General features: G+C 53.7%; 21 protein-coding genes, 1 tRNA gene and 3 pseudogenes. 18 read left to right on the top strand and 7 right to left on the bottom strand.

Annotation, left to right across the window (positions count from 1 at the left end):
* Window positions 1-192: 192 nt before the first annotated feature.
* On the top strand, window positions 193-1305 hold the full coding sequence (locus DY250_RS11490; protein WP_115612407.1) for an IS481 family transposase: 1113 nt from the start codon (window positions 193-195) through the stop codon (window positions 1303-1305).
* 241 nt (window positions 1306-1546) lie between these two features.
* Here the strand turns inward: DY250_RS11490 and DY250_RS11485 are convergent, their stop codons facing one another.
* The gene (locus DY250_RS11485; RefSeq protein WP_115612406.1) at window positions 1547-2242 is read right to left on the bottom strand and encodes a hypothetical protein; all 696 of its coding nucleotides are present in this window, start codon (window positions 2240-2242) and stop codon (window positions 1547-1549) included.
* A 255-nt stretch (window positions 2243-2497) separates the two neighbouring features.
* Here DY250_RS11485 and nrdG point away from each other — a divergent pair, with 255 nt between their 5' ends.
* The 3 genes from nrdG (at window position 2498) to mvaD (ending at window position 5975) form a co-directional block, all read left to right on the top strand.
* Window positions 2498-2950, top strand: a complete 453-nt coding sequence (gene nrdG, locus DY250_RS11480) for an anaerobic ribonucleoside-triphosphate reductase activating protein (RefSeq protein WP_115612405.1) — start codon at window positions 2498-2500, stop codon at window positions 2948-2950.
* A 1-nt stretch (window position 2951) separates the two neighbouring features.
* Window positions 2952-4772: an anaerobic ribonucleoside-triphosphate reductase gene (gene nrdD / locus DY250_RS11475; RefSeq protein ID WP_218565587.1), complete on the top strand. Its 1821-nt coding sequence runs from the start codon at window positions 2952-2954 to the stop codon at window positions 4770-4772.
* A gap of 210 nt (window positions 4773-4982) precedes the next feature.
* Complete coding sequence (gene mvaD / locus DY250_RS11470; protein WP_115612404.1) at window positions 4983-5975, top strand: diphosphomevalonate decarboxylase; 993 nt, start codon at window positions 4983-4985, stop codon at window positions 5973-5975.
* Here the strand turns inward: mvaD and DY250_RS11465 are convergent.
* Window positions 5972-6199: an FAD assembly factor SdhE gene (locus DY250_RS11465; protein WP_115612403.1), complete on the bottom strand. Its 228-nt coding sequence runs from the start codon at window positions 6197-6199 to the stop codon at window positions 5972-5974. The two genes, mvaD and DY250_RS11465, sit on opposite strands and share 4 nt — an antisense overlap.
* Before the next feature lie 97 nt (window positions 6200-6296).
* Between DY250_RS11465 and DY250_RS11460 the strand changes: the two genes are divergently transcribed.
* The 6 genes from DY250_RS11460 to DY250_RS14365 all read left to right on the top strand — a co-directional run bounded on the left by DY250_RS11460 (window position 6297) and on the right by DY250_RS14365 (window position 9791).
* Entirely contained in the window at window positions 6297-7076 is a 780-nt protein-coding gene (locus DY250_RS11460) for a YgfZ family protein (protein WP_115612402.1), read from the top strand.
* 23 nt (window positions 7077-7099) lie between these two features.
* Window positions 7100-7627 (top strand): Z-ring associated ZapG family protein, encoded by a 528-nt coding sequence (locus tag DY250_RS11455; protein ID WP_006986574.1) that lies wholly within the window; start codon window positions 7100-7102, stop codon window positions 7625-7627.
* Window positions 7624-8061: an META domain-containing protein gene (locus tag DY250_RS11450; RefSeq protein ID WP_115612401.1), complete on the top strand. Its 438-nt coding sequence runs from the start codon at window positions 7624-7626 to the stop codon at window positions 8059-8061. The genes DY250_RS11455 and DY250_RS11450 overlap by 4 nt, the downstream gene beginning before the upstream one ends.
* Window positions 8062-8112: 51 nt before the next feature.
* Window positions 8113-8910, top strand: coding sequence for an RNA ligase family protein (locus DY250_RS11445; RefSeq protein ID WP_115612400.1), 798 nt, complete (start codon window positions 8113-8115; stop codon window positions 8908-8910).
* A 126-nt stretch (window positions 8911-9036) separates the two neighbouring features.
* Complete coding sequence (locus tag DY250_RS11440) at window positions 9037-9609, top strand: HD domain-containing protein (protein ID WP_218565586.1); 573 nt, start codon at window positions 9037-9039, stop codon at window positions 9607-9609.
* An 8-nt stretch (window positions 9610-9617) separates the two neighbouring features.
* On the top strand, window positions 9618-9791 hold the full coding sequence (locus DY250_RS14365) for a hypothetical protein (protein WP_218565585.1): 174 nt from the start codon (window positions 9618-9620) through the stop codon (window positions 9789-9791).
* Between the two features lie 289 nt (window positions 9792-10080).
* On the opposite strand, the gene DY250_RS11430 is transcribed toward DY250_RS14365, so the two are convergent.
* From DY250_RS11430 to DY250_RS15160, 3 genes and pseudogenes are all read right to left on the bottom strand, one after another.
* The gene (locus tag DY250_RS11430; protein ID WP_115612398.1) at window positions 10081-10917 is read right to left on the bottom strand and encodes an IS630 family transposase; all 837 of its coding nucleotides are present in this window, start codon (window positions 10915-10917) and stop codon (window positions 10081-10083) included.
* Window positions 10918-10945: 28 nt separating this feature from the next.
* Window positions 10946-11245: a hypothetical protein gene (locus DY250_RS11425; protein ID WP_218565584.1), complete on the bottom strand. Its 300-nt coding sequence runs from the start codon at window positions 11243-11245 to the stop codon at window positions 10946-10948.
* Window positions 11232-11390: pseudogene (locus tag DY250_RS15160) on the bottom strand (hypothetical protein); the annotation flags it as partial. The pseudogene DY250_RS15160 and the gene DY250_RS11425, both read right to left, overlap by 14 nt.
* On the opposite strand from DY250_RS15160, the gene DY250_RS13800 reads away from it, so the two are divergent.
* From DY250_RS13800 to DY250_RS11400, 8 genes and pseudogenes are all read left to right on the top strand, one after another.
* Window positions 11373-11726, top strand: a complete 354-nt coding sequence (locus tag DY250_RS13800) for a hypothetical protein (RefSeq protein WP_147293517.1) — start codon at window positions 11373-11375, stop codon at window positions 11724-11726. The pseudogene DY250_RS15160 and the gene DY250_RS13800 overlap by 18 nt on opposite strands.
* Before the next feature lie 441 nt (window positions 11727-12167).
* On the top strand, window positions 12168-12593 hold the full coding sequence (locus tag DY250_RS11420; protein WP_115612397.1) for a pentapeptide MXKDX repeat protein: 426 nt from the start codon (window positions 12168-12170) through the stop codon (window positions 12591-12593).
* 88 nt (window positions 12594-12681) lie between these two features.
* Window positions 12682-13284, top strand: coding sequence for a YceI family protein (locus DY250_RS11415; RefSeq protein WP_115612396.1), 603 nt, complete (start codon window positions 12682-12684; stop codon window positions 13282-13284).
* A gap of 240 nt (window positions 13285-13524) precedes the next feature.
* A pseudogene (locus DY250_RS11410) lies at window positions 13525-14280 on the top strand (IS5 family transposase).
* A 79-nt stretch (window positions 14281-14359) separates the two neighbouring features.
* Window positions 14360-14491, top strand: a pseudogene (locus DY250_RS15155) (transposase); the annotation flags it as partial.
* On the top strand, window positions 14460-15197 hold the full coding sequence (locus DY250_RS11405) for an IS630 family transposase (protein ID WP_174904605.1): 738 nt from the start codon (window positions 14460-14462) through the stop codon (window positions 15195-15197). The pseudogene DY250_RS15155 and the gene DY250_RS11405, both read left to right, overlap by 32 nt.
* Window positions 15198-15313: 116 nt before the next feature.
* A complete protein-coding gene (locus DY250_RS14080) occupies window positions 15314-15490 on the top strand; it encodes a hypothetical protein (RefSeq protein ID WP_172542353.1) in 177 nt (58 codons plus the stop codon).
* A gap of 27 nt (window positions 15491-15517) precedes the next feature.
* Entirely contained in the window at window positions 15518-15859 is a 342-nt protein-coding gene (locus tag DY250_RS11400) for an AAA family ATPase (protein WP_218565583.1), read from the top strand.
* Between the two features lie 238 nt (window positions 15860-16097).
* Here DY250_RS11400 and DY250_RS11395 read toward each other — a convergent pair.
* Together DY250_RS11395 and pnp are read right to left on the bottom strand one after the other, a co-directional pair.
* Window positions 16098-16188, bottom strand: a tRNA-Ser gene (locus tag DY250_RS11395).
* Window positions 16189-16218: 30 nt separating this feature from the next.
* Entirely contained in the window at window positions 16219-18300 is a 2082-nt protein-coding gene (gene pnp, locus DY250_RS11390; protein ID WP_115612393.1) for a polyribonucleotide nucleotidyltransferase, read from the bottom strand.
* Window positions 18301-18303: the final 3 nt, after the last annotated feature.

The raw sequence follows: 18303 nt of genomic DNA, 5'->3' as shown, positions 1-18303 counted from the left end.
CATACACGACAAAAACACCCCCAACGGATTGCTTAGTGGACCCAGTAATGACGTAGCTTGACGAGCCCGGTATTGACGCCACTCGGCACGAAAAGCCCTTCCCCCGTGGGGAATGTATGGACCGGAGACATGGGTAATACATGTGCGAAGAGATGGGTAACACTTACCCCGTCCCAACCGACGGAGGACCCCATGCCTTGGAGAACCCAAACCGTGAAAGAACAACGCATAGAACTCGTTACCCTCGCCCGCAAGCCCGGCGCCAACATCAGCGAGCTTGCCCGCCGCTTCGGCGTCAGCCGTAAAACCATCTACAAATGGCTCAACCGCGACGATATGGACGACCGATCCCGCCGTCCGAAGAACAGCCCCAAGCGCACTCCGCAGGCCCAGGAAGCCCGTATCCTCGCCACGCGCGATGACCATCCCGCCTGGGGCGCGCGCAAAATTGCCCACGTCCTCTCGCGCGACAGCGGCATCGTCCTTGCGTCCAGCACGGTCAACAGCATCCTGCGCCGCAATGGCCGCATCAGCCCTGAGGCCAGCTGTGCCGCGACTCCGTGGCAGCGTTTCGAGCATCCGTTTCCTAACGACCTGTGGCAGATGGATTTCAAAGGCTACTTCAGCACAAGCCACGAGGGGCGCTGCCACCCGCTGACCATCCTTGACGACCATTCACGCTACAACCTCTGCCTTGACGCGCAGGGCAACGAACGCCACGAGAGCGTGCAGGTGGCGCTCTTACGGGTGTTCGGGCGCTATGGCCTGCCGAAGTGCATCAACACTGATAACGGCTCGCCCTGGGGCAACGGTGGGCAAGGCCCGCTAACCAAGCTTGGCGTGTGGCTCATCCGCCTGGGTATTCACGTTAGCCATAGCCGTCCTCACCATCCGCAGACGAACGGCAAGGACGAGCGTTTCCACCGCACACTCAAGGCAGAACTGATTGATCGCTATGACTTTATTGATTTACTTGATGTGCAAAGACGTTTTGATTCCTGGCGGCACATCTACAACCACGAACGTCCGCATCAAGCGCTGGGCATGGCGACTCCGTCGGAGTGCTACCAGCCCAGCACACGTAGCCTGCCGACGCAATTGCCGCCGGTGGAGTATCCGGGAGATGACTTTGTGCGCAAGGTGCAACAGGGCGGCTGGGTGAGTTTTCAGGGTAAGGCCCTACGCACCAGCAAGGCATTGGCAGGCCAGCCGGTAGCCCTGCGTCCGGTCGTTGGAGAGGATGGTGTTTTTGCCCTGTATTTTTGTCATCAATTTGTGGAGGAGTTTGATTTGAGAAACGCCTGATAGACTATCCCCGGACTGTTACCTATGTCCTCGCACGTTGTTACCTATGTATCCGGTCTATACAGGGGAAGGGTTGGGATGGGGGCAGCAAAACTAATCGTAAAGCAGCGAACCCGGCAACCACTCCGCTTGGTGGAGCATCGGTACTCGCTGCGGTGGTAAGTGGCGGTTTTTGTCGTGTGCAGCGGTTTCCATAAAAAACGGCGGACTGTTGTCCGCCGTAAATGATGGGTAAAGGGGTTTATAGATTGACTTTGGCAGCGGCTTTTTCTGCCTCTGTTTTGGGAGCGTTTTTTTGTGCTGCGTTGATAGCGGTTTCGTCTATAAGCATACGGATAATGGTGGCTTTACTTCCTTTAATATCAAGCCCAATAAGGAGCGCCTTTTCTTTAGCGTCCAATTCACTCTTGTTGGATCCTGAACTGCGTGTTTTACACCCTCCCCAACACAACGCATGTTGAACTGTCTCGCCTGCTTGACCATTCAGCATGATGGTTACATTGTCTGCTTCCAATATGGGCTTGCCATATTTCTGTATGGCCTTCTCTTGTACAGCGAGTTGCCAGTTTTTAATAAAATCTTTGTCGTTAATATTATCTAAATTAATTTCCTGCTCTGTGCCAACTAATACTGTATTTGAATCTAGTGAAAAAGCAGCAAAATCATTTAAGCTACATATAGAAGCATTAAAATTTATTTCATTTAGAGGCATAGGGAGTTCTTCATATTTTCCATCTTTTTCCTTCTCACAATACGCTTTCACAATAGCTGCGGATTCTTTTTCATTCATCCCTAATTTAATCCCTTCAATATCTACTGAAGCGATATCAAGGGCGGCGAAAGCGGGGAGGGCAGTAGCCGCAAGCAGGGTAAGGCAGTTTTTTTCATGGGTTTTCTCCGTGGGTTGTGGTGTTTTTGCCGCCGCTGATGGTAGCACGGCGGTGGTTGGGGGCGGTTATTCCCCCGCCGTTGCGCGGTTTTCGGGGTTCTTTGTCTGTAAAGTCTCTTTCTAACAGTATGTTAGGGAAAGTTGATTTCCGCTACTGTCTTTTCCCGCTCTTTTAACGGCCTGATTTGCCAATTACTTACAAGCGCTTATCAAATCGCATGGCACTATATATTGCGTTATGTATATGTCAGACATACTATATCTTGCGTTTACACCCCGTAAAGAACAGGAGAACCTTCAACCATGCTGCGCTATGTGCACGAAGACATCGTATGGCAGGAAGTGCCGGGCGAAGTCTCGCTGGCCTACACCATCGCCGGCTGTCCGTTGCGCTGCCCCGGCTGCCACAGCACCTACACCTGGAATGCCGACCAGGGCGACGAGCTCACCCCCGCCCGTCTGCAACGCCGCATTGAGGATTACGCCGGAATGCTGTCCTGCGTCCTCTTCTTTGGCGGCGAATGGCAGGGCGAAGCGCTGCTGGCTTGCCTGCGCACGGCGCGCGCCGCCGGGTTGAAAACCTGTCTTTACACCGGACTCGATGACGTTCCCCCCGCTATCCGGGCGGAACTCACCTTTTTGAAAACCGGCGCCTGGCGGCGTGAGCGGGGTGGTCTGGACGACCCCGCCACCAACCAGCGCTTTATCCGTACCGCCGACGGCGCGGTGCTCAATCAACTCTTTTGGAGGAACTGACATGCTGCGGCTGACCCCCGAACAGATTCAATTGAAACTGGACTTTATGGATGATTATGTGCGCGCGCACAACGCTGCCGACGGCTCGAAACTCGACGCCAATGCCAACGTCACCCAGAAAAACATCGCCACGCTGGAAAGCGAGCTGATGAAAGATCTGATGGTGCAGGTGAACCGCGCGCAGGTCAGCCGCAAAATCCGCGAAATCTTTGGTGACGCGGATGCCGCCGAATATATCCGTCAGATTGAGGCGCACGAAATCTACATCCACGACGAAACCAGCCTCAAACCCTACTGCGTTTCCATTTCCATGTACCCCTTCCTGCGCGACGGCCTGAGCAAACTCGGCGGAGAATCGAAAGCGCCGCAGCATCTCGCTTCCTTCTGCGGCTCGTTCATCAACCTCGTCTTTGCCATCAGCTCGCAGTTTGCCGGCGCGGTGGCGACCGTCGAATTCCTCACCTACTTTGACCACTTCGCGCGCAAAGACTTCGGCGACGACTACCTGACGACGCACGAGCGCGACATCGCCAACTGCCTGCAACAAGTGGTGTACAGCATCAACCAGCCCGCTGCCGCGCGCGGCTACCAGAGCGCCTTTTGGAACATCTCCATCTACGACCAGTACTACTTTGATGCCATGTTCGGCGACTTCGTTTTCCCCGACTTCAGCAAACCCAACTGGGAAAGCGTCGCCAAATTGCAAAACTACTTCCTGCAATGGTTCAACGCCGAGCGCAAACGCGCCATCCTCACCTTCCCGGTTGTGACTGTCGCCATGCTCACCGAAAACCGCCGCTGCAAAGACCAGGCGTTTGCCGACCACATCGCCGCCGAACTTGCCGCCGGTAACGCCTTCTTCGTGTACCAGTCCGACAACCCCGACTCGCTGGCCTCCTGCTGCCGCCTGCGCAACGCCATTGAAGACCGCACCTTCAGCTATACCCTCGGTGCAGGCGGCGTGGCGACCGGCTCCATCAACGTCATCACCATCAACATGAACCGCCTCGTGCAGGATGGGCGCGACCTCCTGAGCGAAGTCGAAAAAATCCACCGCTACCAGTACGCCTACCGCAAACTGATGGAAGAATACCTCGCCGCCGGCATGCTCACCGTCTATGACGCGGGCTTCATCACCCTCGACAAACAATACCTCACCATCGGCATCAACGGCATGGCGGAAGCGGCCGAATCCCAGGGCATCACCGTCGGCAACAACCCCGCCTACATCGCTTTCGTGCAGGAAAAATTGAAAACCATCTACCACGCCAACCAACGCGCGAACAAAGCCTATGGCGTCCGCTACAACACCGAGTTTGTGCCGGCGGAAAACCTCGGCGTGAAAAACGCTACCTGGGACAAACGCGACGGCTACAAAGTGGCGCGCGACTGCTACAACTCCTACTTCTATCTCGTCGAAGACAACCACAAAACGAACGCGCTGGACAAATTCATCCTGCACGGCCGCGAGCTGATCGACTGGCTGGACGGCGGTTCGGCGCTGCACCTCAACCTCGACGAAGCCCTCACCCAAGCAGGCTACCGCAAACTGCTCGACATCGCTGCGCACACCGGCTGCAACTACTTCTGCGTCAACGTGCGTATCACCATCTGCAACGACTGCAACCACATCGACAAACGCACCCTGACCACGTGCAGCGCCTGCGGTTCGCATGACATTGATTACGGTACGCGCGTCATCGGCTACCTGAAACGCGTCTCCGCCTTCAGTGCGGGACGCCGCGCCGAACACGCCCTGCGCCACTACCACCGCGAGCGCCAGGAACAGGAACAGCAGGAAGTGGCAGAGAACGCCGCCTGACGATTTATATAAAAGGGAAAGAGCGGGGCCATGCCCCGCTTTTTGCTGGGGAGCCCAGTGTTTATCCCGCTTGGTGGGGCCAGTGTTTACGCCGCTTGGCGGGGCCAGTAATGACGCCGCTTGGCGGGGCCAGCCATGCCGCCGCTTCTTTCAGTCCTGTTTGAAACGACTATCATGGCGACCCTGTACGCTTAACCTCCGGAACCGTTTATGACCCCCGCCGACTACCTCGCTCCCTACCTGCCGCCCCGTCTTGAACCCGTCGAAGCCGCCACTGCCTATGCGCCCGCTAATATCGCGCTCGCCAAATACTGGGGCAAGAGTGACCGCGTGCTGAATTTGCCGGCGAATGGCAGCCTATCCATCTCGCTTGGCAGCCACGGCAGCCGTACCACCATTCGTGCGGCAGATGCCGACAGCATCACCCTGAACGGCGTCCTTGCTGGCGAAGACAGTCCCCTGCACCGCCGCACCTTCGTCTTCATCGAACACATCCGCCGGGGCGCACCGCAGCCGCTGGCTATCACCAGCGAAAACACCATTCCCACCGCTGCCGGTCTCGCTTCCAGCGCTTCCGGTTTTGCCGCACTCACCCGCGCGCTCAATGCGTACTGGCAGCTTGACTTGCCTGATGCCGTCCTCTCCGCCCTGGCCCGTATCGGTAGCGGCAGCGCGGCGCGCTCGCTCTGGCACGGTTTCGTCAAATGGGACAAAGGTGAACAGGTGGACGGCAGCGACAGCATCGCTGCGCCCATCGTCAGTGACTGGCAGGATTTGCGCATTGCTCTCCTGCCCATCGACAGCGGCGCAAAGAAAACCACGAGCGGCGATGGTATGAACCACACCACCGCTACCAGTCCGCTCTATGCCGCCTGGCCGGCGACCGCCGCCCGCGATCTCGCCACGATTGAGACAGCGATTCATACCCACGATTTCACCACGCTTGGCGCGACGGCGGAGGCGAACGCCCTCGCCATGCACGCCACCATGCTCGCCGCCCGTCCCGCCTTGTGTTACTTGCACGGCGCGAGCCTTGATGCCCTGCACCGCCTCTGGCAGCAGCGTGCCGACGGTCTTGAAATTTACGCCACCATCGATGCCGGGCCGAACATCAAAATCCTCTATCAGCGGTGCGATGAAGCGGCGGTGCGCGCCGCTTACCCGCAGGCAGTGTTCATCAACCCTTTTGTTCTTGCCGGTTAGCGCCCCCGCAGCCGCACGACCAGCGCCGCGATCTGCGCGTTGCTGTCTTCCACGCCGTGAAAGAGGCGGTCAAGGATGTCGGGGTCCTGATATTCCAGCAGGGAGGCGAAAGCTTGCTGTTCGGCAGGCGGCGCATCTGCGTAGTCATCCTGCAAATAACTTTGCAGCACAATATCCAGTTCCTTGATACCGCGACGCGACAGCCAGGCCAGTCTTGGATTCATAATGTTTCCTTATCGACATAAAGAGAGTTTTTAAGTATATCGCCCGGGGCTATAATACAGTGACAAAAACGCCACAAAAAACCACAGGAAAAACACCATGATTGACGATTCCCTCATTTTGAAAGTGCACGGCATCTCGGCGGGGAGCTTCCTGCAAGAACAACTGAATGGCGATCTGGATGCCTTGGCGCAAGGGCACTGGACATACGCCACCTGCTGTAATGAAGAAGGAAAAGTGCTGGCTTTTCTTTGGGTTTTCCCGTGGGCGGACGGCATCTTGCTGCGTCTGCCGCGTTCAACCGTCCCCACCTTCCTCGCCCATATCGAGCGACGTATTGATAACCGCGACGTTCACTTCACCGCCACCGCCCTGCATTTTGGCGCCTTGGTCAACGACAGCTCCGGTGCCGACCCCGTCCTTTACACCACCGAGGCCAACATCACCCTGGTCAGTGGTGTTCCCGGCGTCATCCCCTGCATCAGTGAATACCCCGTCGCAGAAGTGCTTAGCACAGAAGCCTGGTATGCTGCGCGTATCCGGGCAGGGATTCCCGAAATCTACGCCGATACCGCCAATCGCTTCTTGCCGCAAATGCTCAATTCCGGCCTCATGCACCGGCACTATAGCCATGGCGATCACCACCTCAGCAAATGCGCGCAGCACCGCCACCTCGCTTACGCCATCGTTTCCACCTACAAGACCGGGTGTCGCGCCCTCTACCACAAACACTCGCCGGCAGGCACCATTCTTGATTACGGCCGCGATGACCATACCAGCATCGTCCAGGCCGTCGTGGAAGATCGCTTCATCGGCAAAAAGCTCACCACACGCGACTGCGATCAAACCCTGATCTTTCAGCGGGTTGCTGCCAATTAAACTTTTTATTCATAGGAGCACACATGACCCCATCTGTCCTCGTTGCCGCCGCGCTCGGCTTTTTCATCGGCGCCGTTCTCGTTTGGATCATCAAAAGCACCAACCAGAGCAACGAACAGCACGCGGCAGAAGAAACCGAAAACCTGCGCAAAGAACGCGATGCCCTGAAACAATCCTATGCCCGCTTCCGCAGCAGCGTGAACGATCACTTTGCACGCACCGCCGACGCTGTGGATCAGCTGACCGACAGCTACAAAAACGTCTTCAACCAACTGAGCAGCGGCGCGCAAGACCTGATGGATAAAGACGCGCTGAAGCAACAACTGGAAAAACGGCGCGGCAAGACCGTCACCCTCTCTTATCTCGCACAAGAACACGAAGAGTCGCCCAACGCGGTCAAATCTGCCGACAACAATCCTGCTCCTGTATCAGCGGCCAAACCAGCTATTGCAGCACCTGCACCGACAGAAGCTGTCACGAACGACAGAAACGAGACCCCGCAGGAAGCCGTAAAACGCCACATTCACAACAACCGGGAGAAAACCCTATGAAAAGCAAAAAAATCCTCCTCGCCTGTGTCCCCCTCTTGCTCGGCGCCTGCCAGGGCGGAGGCATGGATAGCTACGACCCGACCGTCGATACCAGTGGCGGCATGCAAGGGCAGTGGGTGCTCGAATCAGGACAAGCCGACGGCAAAGCGCTTAATACTGCCGCCGGCAAAATTACCCTGAATACAGCAAATAAAGACGCCTTCACCGGCACTGCGGCCATCAACCAATACAATGCCCCGGTGAAAATACGCGGCAACACCATTGAACACACTGGTGAAACCACCACCACCCTGATGGCGGGTGATATGGAGGTAATGCGTCTCGAAAGCGACTACATCAAAGCGCTGAATGCGACCAAAACCATTCGTCGCGACGGCGATACCCTCACCCTGAGCGGCGATGGGATAGAGCTGCGCTACCGCCCCGGTCCCTAAACCTACCGCCAATGGACGCCGCGTCAGCGGCGTTTTTTAACCCCGAACCCCATGACGATCAGCGAAAAATACCAGCGCAGCTTGCACGCCCACATCAGTCTCGGCACTACCTCGGACGACCGCTTCATGCCCACCGGCTACGTACGCAGCTTTGCGCAAAAGCCCGCACTCGTTCTTACTGAAAAACTCGACGGTCAAAACAACTGCTTTAACCGCTACGGCGTCTTCGCTCGCTCACACGCTGCACCCAGCCAGCACCCGTGGGACAAACCCTTGCGCGAACGCTGGCAGCATATCCACCACGACCTCGGTGACCTCGAACTCTTCGGCGAAAACCTCTACGGCATCCATTCCATCGCTTACCACGCTCTCGAATCCTATTACTACCTCTTTGCCGTGCGCGAAGGCGGGCGCTGGCTTGGTTGGGAAGAAGTGCAGTATTACGCCGCTCTCTTCGACTTCCCGACCGTCCCTGAAATTCCCATCACCACACCGCTTTCCGCCCTCTACAACGACAAACGCGACGAAAACCGCATCCTTGCTGACTGGCTCACCGCCAACCTCGGTATGCCGTGGACAGACGCCGTCGGAACCGCTGGCGCGCTTGGCGGCTACGACCCGGCAAGCGGTGCTCCCTGCTGCGAAGGTTTTGTCATCCGCAACCGCGACGGCTACCTCACCAACAACGGCGACCTGCCCGTTGCCGTGAACGAATTCGACAACCTGTGCAAACTCGTGCGCGCCAAACACGTCAAAACCGACACCCACTGGAGCAAAACCTGGCAGCCCGCCCGCCTCATGGACTATCAGAAATACGGCTGGGACGCCTACGCTTACCGGAGTAACTGAACATGTGGACCTTCCCGCACTACCACCCCGGCCACGACCCCGACTGGTCGAACCTCACCGTCGCCTACTTGTGGCTGGCAGACATGGCCGACGTGCCGCAAGACCCCGAATGGCACGGCGAAGGCGATGTCCTCACCCATACCAAAATGGCTGTCGCCGCGTTGCTTGAGCAAGCGGACAGCGGACTACCAGGCGCTGGACGAAGAAGCGCAGCATATCCTCTTTGCCGCTGCACTCATGCACGACATCGAAAAACGCAGCACGACGACCCGCGAAACCATCAATGGCAAAACCCGCATCACCTCGCCGCGCCATGCCAAAAAAGGAGAATACAGTGCGCGCCGCATTTTCTACACCGATATTCCCACGCCCTTTACCGTGCGCGAAAGTATCGCCAAACTCGTGCGCTGGCACGGCCTGCCGCTGTGGGCCATTGACAAAACCCACCCCGCGCACCGCGTTATCGCCGCCAGCCTGCAAGTAAACACCCACTGGCTGACACTGCTTGCCCGTGCCGATATCCAAGGCCGCATCTGCCAGGATGCCGACACCCTGCTCACCTGCATAGACCTTTTCGCCGAACTCTGCCGCGAAAACGGCTGCTATGGCCAGCCGCGCCCTTTCGCGAGCGCACTTGCCCGCTACCACTACCTCAACCACCCGACAGTTATCCAGACTACATTCCCTACGACGACCTGAAAAGCGACATGTATATCTTGAGTGCCCTGCCGGGCAGCGGCAAAGACGCCCATATCCGCATGCATTACCGCAATTTGCCCATCCTCTCGCTTGATGATATCCGTCGTGCCGCCGGTATTGATCCTACCGCTTCGTACACGACAAAAAAACCTTCATCCCACATCCTCCTTGACCGCCAGTAAATCTATCACCTCACCGCCTAATACCTCCAATAGCCTCATCCCCCTGAATAACACAGAAACCAGTCGGTCCAACCCCGCCCGGAATAAACTTTGCGCAGGCCTGCCATGCTTCTTCACCTTGACCGGTCGCCGTTTATCTTCTGCTTCCCCCGCGCGGCAGGACAGCACAAAGCCTGTCGCCAGCACTGACATCAACCTGTCTATCTTCGCCGGTGCGGTCATATGTGTGTCTTCCAGATTGAACCCTTTGCTTTTCAGGCTGCCAAACAGCGTCTCTATAGTCGAATCGCTAATAAAGAGTAACGAGAGTAAAGAACCAAAACAATAGGGCATTCACATCAGCCAACCGCCATTGCTTCCTCAACCGTTTGATCCATGCCCATGTCTTCTCTCTCGGGTTGAAATCCGGGCTATAGGGCGGAAGCCACAGCACCGTATGTCCCTCAGTCTGTAACGCATCCAGCGTGTCCTGCCGTTTGTGGAAGGAGGCGTTGTCCATCACGATCACGCTGCACGCGGGCAGTTCCAGCAGCAGTATTTCTGTCGCCCATGTATGAAAAACATCACTGTCTATGCTGCAATCAAAGGCAGTGAAAGCAAATGGCACAGTGCCGCACAGGGCGCCGATAACGTTGGTTTGAGCCTTGCTCCACCCGGATACGCCTGCGCATTTTTGCCCGCGTAGTGCATAACCGTAAGGACGGGAAATGTCTTTTCTGAAGCCGCTTTCATCGATATAAACGAATGGATGCAGGCGTGCTTCATAGACACTTTTTACTTCGAGGAATTCACGGCGTTTTTCTTCGTCTGCCTTGCGGTGGCGGAAGTCTTTTTTTAACGGTGAAGCGATAGCGTTTGAGCGCCTTGCAGATGCCGTTTTGTGAGCAGCCCAAACGTGCAGCCCTTTCCCATTGATAGTCATCAGGGTGCTCGGCCATGTCTTGCCGGATGACTTCGATTCTGTGAGAAGGCGAGGCGTAGAACGGCGGCTACCTTTGGGTTGTGGCTGTTTCTTCCAGGTAGCAAGGGTGTTGGGGCTGATGCGGTGTCTGGCTGCTACTTCGCGATAGGTGCTATCTTCGAGTTCTGCAAGGATTTTTTTACGGATATGGGCTGGATAGGTCATAATTTTGATGGTTACTGTTTTTTTTTTGCTATTTAACAGTGCTACCCGTCAGCGTCAGCGTCAGCGCCCGCAACTCGCGTGCCGCCTCACTTTTTGGCTTTTTGCTCAGGTAGCGGACGATGATCTTGATCTGGTGAAACTGGCACATCTGCACCAAAATGCCGGGGAAGGCTTGCAGCAGCCCGCTGCGTCCGTCGTAGATGATGCTTTGTATCACAACGTCTCTTTCTTGCAGCGCTGCGACCTCTTGTCGGTAGCGCTCAATCGTCTCGTTCTTGACTTCGAGCACTGATAGCGCCCGCTTGCTGATCGCGTCATACAGCACCATGACGCCCCATTTCCGCCCGAAGTAGGTAGTTATCCACAATGAGGTTAACTGCCGCCTGCGGGGTCACGCAGGGCGCTTTCGTGACTGCTTTGGCAAGATAGCGGCGGATAGTTTTGAAGCTGCATCCATGCTGCTCTGCAAGCTGTGCGGCGCTCTGCTTGCCGTCACTGTAAAGCTGCCAGAGGGTGTCAGGGTCAAGTCTGTTGCCGCCGCTGAAACGCTTGTTGCAGGCGGTGCATTTGTAGCGCTGTTGCCATCACGGGTACCGTTCTTCTTGACCTGTTTTGAGCCGCAGAAAAGGCATTTTTTGTGTTCAAAGGCTTTCAACTCCCGAAAGCCTTACAGCGTAAGGGTTGCGGCGTTTTTTAGCACCCGTTTTGTCCATTACGCCAAAATTTCCTTTGTTTTCACTGTTGGGAAAGTCTGTCAAATCTGCTCGAATTCTAAGCAGCATACATTTCAAGCCACCACCTATACCTGAATCTTCGTTACCCACCCGCGCTGGCTGGGAGCAGAAAACAGCCACCAAGCGGGGTAGACACTGAGTTTGCCGATGACAAAATTAGCATATTCTCCATGTCAGCAACTGCTTCTTGCATATAGTCTGTTTTCCCAGAATTGGAAATTTAAGAGACCAAGAAAAGGAGAAGCCTATTGATGAGTTTATCTCATATTTATACTGAATTGTCGCATCAATACGTAAAAGCAAGCATCATAATGTACTGATTTCTCAAAAAATGAATTAATAAACAATAAGATACTACTGTTTCAAATAACTTATAATAGAAAAACCGGTTGCCTTTATTTATAGTCTAAAATTTCCATTCCCATAAGCATCGTTATAATTCGATTTGTAATATCCGGAAGACAGGATATTACTTGAATATCCTAAGTTCTCCTTTAATAAAGAGGTAATCAAGTTATGAAAAAAATAATCGCTTATATGATTTTCGCCATGAGCATAACAAATCATGCACAAGCTCAAGATGCTATGGCAGAGAATACTATGGCCAAAGATGAAATGAAGCATCATGATTCCATGAAAAAAGACAAAATGATGGATGACAAGATGGCTAAAGATGACATGAAAGACCATGACACCATGAAAAAAGACAGAATGATGGATGACAAGATGGCTAAAGATGACATGAAAGACCATGACGCCATGAAAAAAGACAGAATGATGGATGACAAGATGGTCAAAGATGACATGAAAGACCATGACGCCATGAAAAAAGACAAAATGATGAATGATAAGATGGCCAAAGATGATATGAAACACCATGATTTTATGGTAGAAGACAAAAAACATGAACACATGAAAAAAGGACACAAAGACAAGAAGTAAAAGATTAGATTTATTTAATTTAGAGAATATTAAGCAGAACAGATATTTCTATCTGCTCTACTGTCCCATTGTTTTGGACTAAGTAAGTATGAAAAAAAATATAATTTCTTTTATGTTAATAACAGCGGCTATGTCCGCTTATGGCGGGAATATGGATGCCAGCCTGTGGACTGCACAAGATAGCACTATTACTTTCTTAAGCAGTAAGATCAATAAGCAGTTAAACAGTATTACTGAGCAATCCAGTTTCACTGCCAACAAATCACAATTGGATGCAGAAGGAAATTTCACTATGAATATTGATCTTTCCAGTGTGAAAACCAATATTGACTTACGCGATCAACGGCTGAAAGACTGGGTATTTGAGACTGGACAATTTGCCAATGCAGAAATCTCTGGCAAAGTAGAAATGTCTGCCATTAACAAATTGCAGGAAGGTGAAACTATATCGTTGCAGCAACCGCTACTAATCAATATTCATGGCAAAAAGATCAATTTTAATGCTGATCTGTCCATTCAACGTAATATGAATAACAAGATTACTGTTTCAACCCGCGCTCCCGTCATTCTTGATATCAAACAAATGGGCATGACGGAAGGCGTTGCCCGTATGGTAGAAGTTATGGGACTATCTTCTATCGTTGAACAAGTTCCTGTTTCTTTCAATGGAATATTTACCCGAAATTCTTAACATTTTTCTCGCTATAGTCAAGACCGCCCGCTTGGGCGGTTTTGTTCTTTCATGTTGCACGTAAATACCCATATATTTCCATTTTATTCCAACAGCTATGCAGCCTCTTTTATAGTTGTTTTAAATGGGAGTGAGACAAAATGGCGAACCAACACCGTATCAGTTCTATTTGAAAAACTATATCTCTAGGGTCTGTTGACAAGTGTTCTCCAAGCCATATCATATGATTATGAAAGAAAGATTATGAAAGAAAGATTGATACTAACCGATGCCCAATGGGCAAAAATTGAGCCCCTGTGTACAGGTAGGGCTAATGATCGCGGACCAACCGCCGATAACCGCATGTTTATAGAAGCCGTGCTGTAGATAGCCCGCACCGGCAGCCCGTGGCGGGATTTGCTCAAGGGATTTGGCAAATGGAACAGCGTGTTCCAGCGTTACCGCCGCTGGGGCAAAGTAGGGCACTTTACCAGAATCTTTGAGGAAATCAGCGGTGAGGCGGATATGGAATATGCCGTGATTGATGGCAGCATCGTCAAAGTTCACCGCCACGGTCAGGGGGGCAAAAGGGGGACCCTGAATCAGGCTATAGGTAAATCCAAAGGCGGCATAACCACCAAAATACTGACTCTGGTGGATGCCTTGGGAAATCTGGTGGGATTCCGCCTGCTACCCGGGCAACGTCATGACATTTGCGGGGTTGAACCTTTGATTAGGGACAGGGAATTTGGGGCACTGCTGGCGGATAAGGCGTTTGATGCGGATTGGTGGGTTAAGGATTTGACAGAATGGGGCAGTAAAGTGGTTATCCCGCCGCGCAGTAACCGTAAGGCGACGCGTGAGTATGACAAGGAGATGTATAAGTGGCGGCATCTGGTTGAAAATTTCTTCTGTAGATTGAGAGAGTTCAAGAAGGTTGCCATGCGGGCAGAGAAGACGGATACATCCTTTTCCGCCAACATTTATCTGGCTGCTACCGTTATCGCCTTGCGATAATGTCAACAGCCCCTAGTCTTCTTTCCATAATCAACTAAATATATAGTTAAATAGCAAAAAAACAGTAACCATCAAAATCATGACCTATCCAGCCCATATCCGTAAAAAAATCCTTGCAGAACTCGAAGATAGCACCTATCGCGAAGTGGCAGCCGGACACCGCATCAGCCCCAACACCCTTGCTACCTGGAAGAAACAGCCACAACCCAAAGGCAGCCGCCGTTCTACGCCCCGCCTTCTCACAGAAGAAGTCATCCGGCAAGACGTGGCCGATCACCCTGATGACTATACAATGGGAAAGGGCTGCACGTCTGGGCTGCTCGCAAAACGGCATCTGCAAAGCGCTCAAGCGCTATCGCTTCACCGTTAAAAACAAAGACTTCCGCCACCGCAAGGCAGACGAAGAAAAACGCCGTGAATTCCTCGAAGTAAAAAGTGTCTACGAAGAACGCCTGCATCCATTTGTTTATATCGATGAAAGCGGCTTCAGAAAAGACATCTCCCGTCCTTACGGTTATGCACCACGCGGGCAAAAATGCGCAGGCGTATCCGGATGGAGCAAGGCTCAAACCAACGTTATAGGCGCCCTGTGCGGCACCGTGCCATTTGCTTTCACTGCCTTTGATTGCAGCATAGACAGCGATGTTTTTCATACATGGGCGACAGAAATACTGCTGCCGGAACTGCCCGCCTGCAGCGTGATCGTGATGGACAACGCCTCCTTCCACAAACGGCAGGACACGCCGGATGCGTTACAGGCTGAGGGACATACGGTGCTGTGGCTTCCGCCCTATAGCCCGGATTTCAACCCGATAGAGAAGACGTGGGCATGGATCAAACGGTTGAGGAAACAATGGCGGTTGGCTGATGTGAATGCCCTGCTGTTTTGGTTCTTTACTCTCGTTACTCTTTATTAGCGATTCGACTATATGGCCAGCCGCGCCCTTTCGCGAGCGCACTTGCCCGCTACCACTACCTCAACCACCCGGACAGTTATCCAGACTACATTCCCTACGACGACCTGAAAAGCGACATGTATATCTTGAGTGCCCTGCCGGGCAGCGGCAAAGACGCCCATATCCGTATGCATTACCGCAATTTGCCCATCCTCTCACTTGATGACATCCGTCGTGCCGCCGGTATTGATCCTACCGACAAGAAAAAGGTAACGGTCGCGTCATCCAGCAGGCGAAAGAACAGGCGCGTATAGTTAAACATCTAAAAAATCGTAACGGCGTTGCGCCGCCTTGCCGTACTATCTGTACTGTCTACGGCGGCGCGCCTTGTTACGCTTTTTTATCTATTCAACTATAGCTACCTGCGCGCCGGCCAGCCCTTCATTTTCAATGCCACCAACATCAGCCGCGATATCCGCGACAAATGGACGGGGCTTTTCGCCGATTACCACGCCCGTATTCACCTGCACTACCTCGAAGTACCCTACACACAACTGCTGCAACAAAACCGCAACCGCGAACATCCTGTGCCGGAAACGGTTATCAGCCACCTGCTCGACAAACTGGACATCCCCGAGTACAGCGAAGCGCACGACGTGCAGCATCTCGTTGACGGTAACTGATACCCATCCCTTCACGCGTACTGCCTAGCAGGCCCAATAACTACGCCGCTTGAAGAGCCCAATATTTACGCTGCTTAACGGGCTCAGTATTTATGCCGCTTGACGTCACCCCCGTAACCACGCCGCTTGAACACGACTCAGCAATTACGCCCCACTTTTCGTCATAATGTTTTCAGGCATTTGCGAATAACGTGCACAAAAAAATCCGCGACTTTTTGAGTCGCGGATGCATATAAAGTGGCGGAGAGAGGGGGATTCGAACCCCCGATACGCTATTAACGTATACACACTTTCCAGGCGTGCGCATTCGACCGCTCTGCCATCTCTCCGGGGGTTGTATGGGTGAAAACGGGCGCGGATTATAGCGAATTTTTTGCCTCTTTGATAGAAAGTCGTACACGCCCCTGCCGGTCAATTTCTAGCAGTTTGACTTTGACTTCTTGGCCGACGCTCAATTCGTCTTCAACGTTGGTTACGCGATAATCAGCGATTTGCGAGACATGCACCAAGCCTTCTTTACCGGGCAGGAAGGCAACAAAGGCACCGAAATCGGTAATTTTCACGACTTTGGCGTCGTAAACGCGGCCGATTTCCGGCTCGGCGGTGATTTCTTCGATGATGCGGCGGGCGTCATCGGCAGCAGTTTTGTCCACAGCGGCAATTTTGATGGTGCCGTCGTCTTCGATTTCGATGGTGGTGCCGGTGCTTTCGGTGATGCTGCGGATGGTTGCGCCACCTTTGCCGATAACGTCTTTGATTTTTTCGACATCGATGCGCAGTGTGGTGAAGCGCGGCGCGAATTCGGAGATTTCCGCACGCGGTGCAGCAATGGCCTGGTTCATGACTTCCAGGATGTGCAGGCGTCCTGCTTTGGCCTGGGTCAGAGCTTGCTCCATGATTTCACGGGTGATGCCGTCAATTTTGATGTCCATTTGCAACGCGGTGACGCCGTTTACAGAACCGGCAACTTTGAAGTCCATATCGCCGAGGTGATCTTCGTCCCCCAGGATATCGGTGAGGACGGTGAAGCGGTCGCCTTCTTTGACGAGTCCCATCGCGATGCCTGCCACCGGCGTTTTGACCGGTACGCCGGCATCCATCAGGGCAAGGCTGGTGCCGCAGACGGAAGCCATTGAGCTGGAACCGTTGGATTCGGTGATTTCCGAGACGACGCGGATGGTGTAAGGGAAGTCGTTTTCTTTAGGCAGGATGGCGGTAACACCACGGCGTGCCAAACGACCATGCCCGATTTCGCGACGTTTAGGTGAGCCAACCCGGCCAACCTCACCGACGCTGAATGGCGGGAAGTTGTAATGCAGCATGAAGATGTCGCGGTATTCTCCGGTAAGTGCGTCAATGATTTGTGCGTCGCGGCTGGTGCCGAGGGTGGTCACAACCAGTGCCTGGGTTTCGCCACGAGTGAATAGGGCGGAACCATGCACGCGCGGCAAAACACCGGTGCGGATGGTAATAGGGCGGACGGTAACGGTGTCACGACCGTCAATGCGGGGCTCTTTGGCAAGGATGCGGTCACGTACTACGCGGTATTCGAGTTCATGTACGGCGTTGCCAACTGCAGAAACGGTCCAGCCATTTTCGCTAACCAGGGCCGTTTGTGCTTCTTCGTGAATGGTGGCAACGGTGTTTTGGCGTTCGAGTTTGTCGGCGATTTGGTAGGCGGCGATGAGTTTGTCGCGGGCCAGTTCGCGGACTCTGTCGTGTAGGGCCTCGTCTTGGGGTTCTGCCTGCCAGTCCCAAGCAGGTTTGCCCGCTTTGGCAGCCAGTTCGCGGATGGCGTTGATGGCCGTTTGCATTTGCTCGTGTCCGAACATGACGGCACCAAGCATGATTTCTTCGGATAATTCGTTCGCTTGTGATTCGACCATCAACACGGCGCTTTCAGTTCCAGCGACGACGAGGTCAAGGTCGGAATCCAATAATTCTTTGTCGGACGGGTTAAGCAGGTAGTTGCCATTTTTGTAGCCGACACGCGCGGCTCCAATAGGACCATTGAACGGCACGCCGGATAGGGCGAGTGCGGCGGATGCACCAATCATGGACGGGATGTCAGGGTTTACATCGGGATTGACCGACATCACGCTGGCGATGACCTGTACTTCGTTGAAGAAGCCTTCCGGGAAGAGCGGGCGCAGTGGGCGGTCAATCAGGCGGGAAACGAGGGTTTCGTTCTCGCTTGGCCGGCCTTCGCGACGAAAGTAGCCGCCGGGGATACGACCGGCGGCATAGGATTTTTCTTGGTAATCAACGGTCAGCGGAAAGAAATCTTGTCCTTCAGCGACGGTTTTTTTCGCAACGGCAGTCACGAGAACGACGGTACCGTTCATGTTAACGATGACAGCACCGTCGGCCTGACGGGCAATTTCGCCGCTTTCCAGGATTACTTGATGGTTCCCGTAGGTAAAGGTAATGCTCTCTTTCACGCT

This window comes from Cardiobacterium valvarum (assembly GCF_900460955.1).
GTDB classification, from domain to species: Bacteria; Pseudomonadota; Gammaproteobacteria; order Cardiobacteriales; family Cardiobacteriaceae; genus Cardiobacterium; species Cardiobacterium valvarum.
This window is presented reverse-complemented; position numbering and strand designations above follow the sequence as displayed.

Excerpts from the sequence above, each read along its gene's own strand:
- DY250_RS11490 (WP_115612407.1), top strand. The coding sequence starts at position 193 with ATGCCTTGGAGAACCCAAACCGTGAAAGAACAACGCATAGAACTCGTT.
- nrdG (WP_115612405.1), top strand. The coding sequence starts at position 2,498 with ATGCTGCGCTATGTGCACGAAGACATCGTATGGCAGGAAGTGCCGGGC.
- nrdD (WP_218565587.1), top strand. The coding sequence starts at position 2,952 with ATGCTGCGGCTGACCCCCGAACAGATTCAATTGAAACTGGACTTTATG.
- mvaD (WP_115612404.1), top strand. The coding sequence starts at position 4,983 with ATGACCCCCGCCGACTACCTCGCTCCCTACCTGCCGCCCCGTCTTGAA.
- DY250_RS11465 (WP_115612403.1), bottom strand. The coding sequence starts at position 6,199 with ATGAATCCAAGACTGGCCTGGCTGTCGCGTCGCGGTATCAAGGAACTG.
- DY250_RS11460 (WP_115612402.1), top strand. The coding sequence starts at position 6,297 with ATGATTGACGATTCCCTCATTTTGAAAGTGCACGGCATCTCGGCGGGG.
- DY250_RS11455 (WP_006986574.1), top strand. The coding sequence starts at position 7,100 with ATGACCCCATCTGTCCTCGTTGCCGCCGCGCTCGGCTTTTTCATCGGC.
- DY250_RS11450 (WP_115612401.1), top strand. The coding sequence starts at position 7,624 with ATGAAAAGCAAAAAAATCCTCCTCGCCTGTGTCCCCCTCTTGCTCGGC.
- DY250_RS11445 (WP_115612400.1), top strand. The coding sequence starts at position 8,113 with ATGACGATCAGCGAAAAATACCAGCGCAGCTTGCACGCCCACATCAGT.
- DY250_RS11440 (WP_218565586.1), top strand. The coding sequence starts at position 9,037 with ATGTCCTCACCCATACCAAAATGGCTGTCGCCGCGTTGCTTGAGCAAG.
- DY250_RS14365 (WP_218565585.1), top strand. The coding sequence starts at position 9,618 with ATGTATATCTTGAGTGCCCTGCCGGGCAGCGGCAAAGACGCCCATATC.
- DY250_RS11430 (WP_115612398.1), bottom strand. The coding sequence starts at position 10,917 with ATGACCTATCCAGCCCATATCCGTAAAAAAATCCTTGCAGAACTCGAA.
- DY250_RS11425 (WP_218565584.1), bottom strand. The coding sequence starts at position 11,245 with ATGGTGCTGTATGACGCGATCAGCAAGCGGGCGCTATCAGTGCTCGAA.
- DY250_RS13800 (WP_147293517.1), top strand. The coding sequence starts at position 11,373 with ATGCTGCTCTGCAAGCTGTGCGGCGCTCTGCTTGCCGTCACTGTAAAG.
- DY250_RS11420 (WP_115612397.1), top strand. The coding sequence starts at position 12,168 with ATGAAAAAAATAATCGCTTATATGATTTTCGCCATGAGCATAACAAAT.
- DY250_RS11415 (WP_115612396.1), top strand. The coding sequence starts at position 12,682 with ATGAAAAAAAATATAATTTCTTTTATGTTAATAACAGCGGCTATGTCC.
- DY250_RS14080 (WP_172542353.1), top strand. The coding sequence starts at position 15,314 with ATGTATATCTTGAGTGCCCTGCCGGGCAGCGGCAAAGACGCCCATATC.